We start from the raw sequence: 5,935 nt of genomic DNA on the forward strand, positions 1-5,935 counted from the left end.
GGGCCAATTGCGGACACACCGCGTATCAGAACACCACCGATCGTGGCTGAAGCTGTTCCTATACTAATTACTTTCATGATCCTGGGCGAAAATCCTTTCATGACCTTTAGGTTGAGCAACTTCAAAAAGTCCTTTGGTATTACCAATGTTCTTCGTCAACATTTCTAGACACGATTGATAGTTGTTTCAACAACTCAGGCAGAGCTGAACAAACCGTCTCCCAAACCACTTCAAAGTTGATTTCGAAATAACCATGAGCAATGCGATTGCGCATACCGCGCATGTTTCGCCAGGGCACATGTGCACGCCTTTCGATGAAGGCAGGATATTGATCCATTATTTTTGTTGAGGCTTCGCCGATAATGATCAAACTCATCACCACCGCCTGCTGTGTGCGTTTGTCGGCAAGAAATTCTGCCTTGCTCAAACCTTCGATGAAACCACAAGCATCGGATGCAGCCTGTCGCATATGTTCAAGGTAATCGGCAAGGCGATTGACTGTCATACCGGTTGAGCTTCGGCCAATATTCGATCGCGGAATTTGGCGGGCAGATCGCCGGGAGTCAGCAGATCAACCGGAACTGCCAGTAAATCTTCCAGTTCAAGCTGCAGTCCGCCAAGATCGAATAACGTGGCGCCCGGCAGCGTATCCACCAGCAAGTCTAAATCACTGCCGTCACGGTCGGTGCCGTAAAGCACTGATCCAAACACTCGAGGATTAGCCGCCCGGAAGTGACCCACCATCTGGCGTACTGCCGAGCGTTTAGAATCCAATGCTTCCGACGGTTTCATCTCTACACATCCAAATTCGCCACGTCCAAGGCATTCTTGACGATGAAATCCCGGCGCGGTTCCACGACATCGCCCATTAGCGTGGTGAAGATTTCGTCGGCGGCGATTACGTCGTTGATGGTGACTTGCAGCAGGCGGCGGCTGTTGCTGTCCAGCGTGGTTTCCCAGAGCTGTTCCGGGTTCATTTCACCTAGACCTTTGTAGCGCTGGATGTGTTGGCCTTTTTTGACTTCCTTCATCATCCATTCGAAGGCTTCCTTGAAGTTAGTGACGCTTTGTTCGCGTTCGCCCATCCGCATCACCGAATCGGGGCCAAACAGGCTCAGGGTTTGCTCGGCGTAGCGGGCAATTTTTTGATAGTCCATGCCGGTAAAGAAGGTGGCGTGCAGCACGAAGGTTTTGGTGATGCCGTGCAGACGCTTATTGACGGTGATGTCGAAGTCGTCGGCGCCGTGGTATTTGACCTCGGTGCTGAATACGGCCTTGTGGTCACCGCTGTTGAGTTTCCGCTCCAAATCGGCAAACCAGGCACGGAGTTTGGCTTCGTCGGCCTTGGCGGCGGCGTCCAGGGGCTGCAAATAGGTCATTTGTTCCAGGTATAGATCGTCGTAGCGTCTGGACAGACGATTAATAACCGCCATGACCTCGGCGAATTCGGTTGCCAGCTTTTCCAGGCCCTGGCCCTGGATGATCGGCGTGTCGGCGTCGGTTTGCAGTTGGGCTTTGTCCAGCGCCAGCTGGATCAGGTATTGGTTCAGGGCGCTATCGTCCTTGACGTAATGTTCCTGCTTGCCTTTTTTGACTTTGTACAGCGGCGGCTGGGCAATGTAGATATGGCCGCGTTCGACCAGCTCCGGCAGTTGCCGGTAGAAGAAGGTCAAAAGCAAGGTGCGGATGTGCGAGCCGTCAACGTCGGCATCGGTCATGATGATGATGCGGTGGTAGCGCAGTTTATCGACGTTGTATTCGTCCTTGCCTATGCCGCAACCCAGCGCGGTGATCAAGGTGCCAACTTCTTCCGACGAGATCATTTTGTCGAAGCGGGCTTTTTCGACATTCAGAATTTTACCTTTCAACGGCAGGATGGCTTGAGTGCGGCGGTCGCGGCCTTGTTTGGCGGAGCCGCCGGCCGAGTCCCCTTCCACGATGAACAGTTCGGACAAGGCCGGATCTTTTTCCTGGCAGTCGGCCAGTTTGCCGGGCAGACCGGCAATGTCGAGCGTGGTTTTGCGGCGGGTCATCTCGCGGGCCTTGCGGGCCGCTTCGCGGGCGCGGGCGGCGTCGATAATCTTGCCGGCGATGGCTTTGGCGACTTGCGGTTGTTCCAATAGGAATTCCTGGAGTTTTTCGTTCATCGTCGATTCGACCAAGGGTTTGACTTCCGAGGACACCAGTTTGTCCTTGGTTTGCGACGAGAATTTCGGATCGGGGACTTTCACCGACAATACGGCGGTTAAACCCTCGCGGGCATCGTCGCCGGTGGTGGCGACTTTTTCTTTTTTCGCCAGACCGTTGCTTTCGATGTATTGGTTGATGGTGCGGGTCAGCGCGGCACGGAAACCCGCCAAGTGAGTACCGCCGTCACGTTGCGGGATGTTGTTGGTGTAGCAGAACACATTTTCCTGATAGGAGTCGTTCCACTGCATCGCCACTTCGACGGTGACGCCTTCTTTCTCGGCTTGAAAGTGAAACACTTTCTCGAATAGCGGAGTCTTGTTTTTGTTCAGATGTTGCACGAAGGCACTGATGCCGCCTTCGAATTCGAATACGTCTTCCTTGCCGCTACGTTCGTCACGTAGCGAGATTCTGACGCCGGAGTTGAGGAAGGACAGTTCACGCAGCCGTTTGGCGAGTATGTCGTAATGGAATTCGATGTTGGTGAAAATGGTCGGGCTGGGCTTGAAGTTGATGTAGGTGCCGCTGCCTTCGGCATCGCCAACGATGGCCAGCGGCGCGACCGGTTCGCCAAGCACATATTTTTGCATGTGCAATTTTCCGTTCTTGCGCACTTTCAACGTCAGCTCTTCGGACAGCGCATTGACCACCGAAACCCCGACGCCATGCAAACCGCCGGATACCTTGTAGGCGTTATCGTCGAACTTACCACCCGCGTGTAACACGGTCATGATGACTTCGGCGGCGGAGCGGCCTTCTTCCTTGTGAATATCGACTGGGATGCCGCGGCCATCATCGTAGACCGATACCGAACCGTTTTCGTGTATCACCACATCGACACCCTTGCAGTAACCCGCCAAGGCTTCGTCAATGGAGTTATCGACCACTTCGAACACCATGTGATGCAAGCCGGAACCGTCGTCGGTATCGCCTATGTACATACCGGGACGTTTTCTGACCGCATCCAAGCCTTTCAGTACTGTGATGTTCGAACTGTCGTATTGTTCACTCATGGTGTGTTCCGTTGTGTTGGGTTTGCTGCATTGACGCCAGACGGGATCTATTCCTGCATCGTTGCTTCTGCTGGTGAGAGTTATAGTTATTGTGTTGTCTTGTTCGCGTTGCGATCACGGTGTTTGAATTCGTCCGTGTTCCACGTGAAACCTTTTATAAGTTTTGAGAGGCGCCAAATCGCCAAAGTCGGAAAAATCGGTACTGGTAATAAAGACTTGGCAATCCAGTTCGGCCAGATATTTTAACAATTTTGCCTTGTTTTCTGAATCCAATTCCGCCGCCAGATCGTCGATCAAGATACAGCAGGCGTTCGGGCTAATCCGGTTAAGCAAGGTGACTTGCGCCATTAGCAAAGCCAGTACATAGAGTTTTTGCTGCCCCCTGGACAGGAAGTCCTTGGCCGGGCGTTTGTCGCAGTAACTGATGAAGTCGGCGCGATGCGGTCCGCTGTGAGTAAATCCGTAGCGCAGATCTCGATCCAAATCCTGTTTCAGGCTAAGTTCCAGTTCGGCTTCATCAGTCCATCCCGGATGAAACCGAACATCCGGTTGAACCTCGGTTAAAAATTGCCGCGCGGTTTCGTTGAATACCGGCACCAGTTCGGCGACATAGGCTTGTCGGAATTGGTTGATGACTTTGCCGTGTTCGGCCAACTCGCGGTCCCACGCTGGAATTTGCCGGAGTTGGCGAGATTTCAACAAGCTATTGCGTTGCTGCAGGGCCTTGGCGTATTTCCGCCAATGGCCCAGAAACTGTTTGTGTTGATTAAAAATTCCCCAATCCAAAAATTCACGGCGGACTTGCGGACCGGCATCAAGCAAGCGGTAACTCTTGGGGTCTATCAACTGCACCGGCAATGCGTAAGCCAAATCCGACTTTTGCCTATTTTCGCCGTCGATGCGAATTTCGCATTGCTTGGCATCTATCTGGATTCCAATCCGACTTAACGATTGGCCTTGCTGGCGATTTTGCGCGGACACCACCAAGCGCGGTTGGTCAAAGGCAATGGCTTGCTTGATATGCGTGGTGCGAAAGGATCGGGCGCGCCCTAGAATGAAAATGGCTTCCAGCAGCGAACTTTTGCCGCTGGCATTGGCACCGGTAATCAGATTGATTGCCGGCGATGGAGCAAGGCTGGCTTCACGGATGTTTCTAACCGAAAAAACATCCAGTGCGATTAAGGTCATTGTCCCGCTTACAGACGCATCGGCATGACAATGAATTTAAACAAGGGTTGCTCGGGTTCTTCAATAAAACAGCTGCTGGCATTGCCGGCTATCGTCAGCACCGCCAATTCGGAATCAAGATTCGAAACCGCATCCAGCATGTATTGCGAGTTAAACGAAATACTCAACGTCTGACCTTGATAGTCCAGGATCAACTCTTCCTCGGCTTCGTCGTGTTCCGGGTTATGGGTGCTCAATTTCAGAACATCGCCGCCGATATCGAAAGTCACGCCTTTGTATTTCTCGTTGGACAAAATCGCCACTCGCGTCAAGGCATCGCGCAAAACCTGCTTTTGAATCTGCAACGGCGTCATGAAGGATTGGTTGAAGACTTTGCTGAAGTCAGGGAATTTGGCATCTATCAGCTTCGACGAGAATACCACATCCCTGAACTGGACCTTGATGTGATTAGCCGAAAATTGAATATCCAATTCGGCCTCGGGATCGTCAAGTAAGCGGTTTAATTCCTGGACTGCCTTGCGGGGAACAATAATGCGCGACTCATATCCGGTGGCAGTGCCGATATCGTCTTCGAAAATCGCCAAGCGATGGCCGTCGGAAGCCACCAGTTTCATCTTCGAATTGCTGATGTGGAGCAATAAACCGTTCAGGTAATACCTCACATCCTGGTTGGCCATGCAAAACAGGGTTTTATCCAGGCCCTTCTTAAATTTCCCGGCGTTTAATGCAAACCGGTATTCGTAGTCCGATTCGTTGAACTCCGGGTAGTGTTCCGCCGGCAAGGTACTCAACGAAAACCGGCTGCGCCCAGAGGATAATTTCACCTTGTCATCCTGAAGTTCGAATTTGATTTCCGCGCCGCCCGGCAACAGTCGGCAAATATCCAAAAACTTGCGAGCCGGTACCGTGATGCCGCCGGGATTGTCTATCGATTCGCAGTAAACCTTGCTGACGATTTGGATTTCAGTATCGGTACCGGTCATCACCAAGGAACTTTCATCCGCCCACAACAGCACATTGGAAAGAATCGGCATGGTCTGGCGTTTTTCAATCACGCTGACGATTTGTTGTAACGATGGCAGAATCAGATCTCGGCTAATAACAAATTTCATAGATATCTATTTTTTATTTTTACTATTAACAAGTCGAAAAGCTGTGGAAAACAAAATTTAAGCTAAATAAAACAAACAGCTACCTTGTACGAAAGACGGTTTTTATCTTAGCTTAAAGCCTGTTGACGATGTGTGGACAGCGAGAATCGGCAACTTTATCCACAAGTTCCGTGCAATCAGTACGATGTCCTAACGACAGGCTTTTCCACAATGGGACGGAGTATTATCGTGGAAAAAGCCAGCGCGTGCTTGACGGTTTTTGTTGCATGCGCAACTCGCGAATATTGGGTTCCCAAGGCTTCATTTGCTTGTTTGTCGAGCTTTCATATTGATCTGGCCACGTTGAGCTAATCAATAACAATGTAAGAAAGAAATATTCTATTACTACTATTAGCAAGCATCTTGGTTGTGGATAAGCCAAATTCTATACGCCTT

At 51.2% G+C, this 5,935-nt stretch carries 5 protein-coding genes; all 5 read right to left on the reverse strand.

Annotated elements, in window-relative coordinates; all coding sequences use genetic code 11:
• Window positions 1-139 precede the first annotated feature (139 nt).
• Window positions 140-505, reverse strand: a complete 366-nt coding sequence (locus AC3B8H_RS17570) for a HepT-like ribonuclease domain-containing protein (RefSeq protein ID WP_488442843.1) — start codon at window positions 503-505, stop codon at window positions 140-142.
• On the reverse strand, window positions 502-792 hold the full coding sequence (locus AC3B8H_RS17575; RefSeq protein WP_488442844.1) for a nucleotidyltransferase family protein: 291 nt from the start codon (window positions 790-792) through the stop codon (window positions 502-504). The genes AC3B8H_RS17570 and AC3B8H_RS17575 overlap by 4 nt, the downstream gene beginning before the upstream one ends.
• A gap of 2 nt (window positions 793-794) precedes the next feature.
• Window positions 795-3,200: a DNA topoisomerase (ATP-hydrolyzing) subunit B gene (gene gyrB / locus AC3B8H_RS17580; protein ID WP_488442845.1), complete on the reverse strand. Its 2,406-nt coding sequence runs from the start codon at window positions 3,198-3,200 to the stop codon at window positions 795-797.
• 114 nt (window positions 3,201-3,314) lie between these two features.
• Window positions 3,315-4,388 carry a DNA replication/repair protein RecF gene (gene recF / locus AC3B8H_RS17585; protein ID WP_488442846.1) on the reverse strand — a complete coding sequence of 358 codons (1,074 nt, stop codon included), beginning with the start codon at window positions 4,386-4,388 and terminating at the stop codon, window positions 3,315-3,317.
• Between the two features lie 8 nt (window positions 4,389-4,396).
• Window positions 4,397-5,500, reverse strand: a complete 1,104-nt coding sequence (gene dnaN / locus AC3B8H_RS17590; RefSeq protein WP_488442847.1) for a DNA polymerase III subunit beta — start codon at window positions 5,498-5,500, stop codon at window positions 4,397-4,399.
• Window positions 5,501-5,935: the final 435 nt, after the last annotated feature.

This window comes from Methylomonas sp. BG-2 (genome assembly GCF_057766305.1).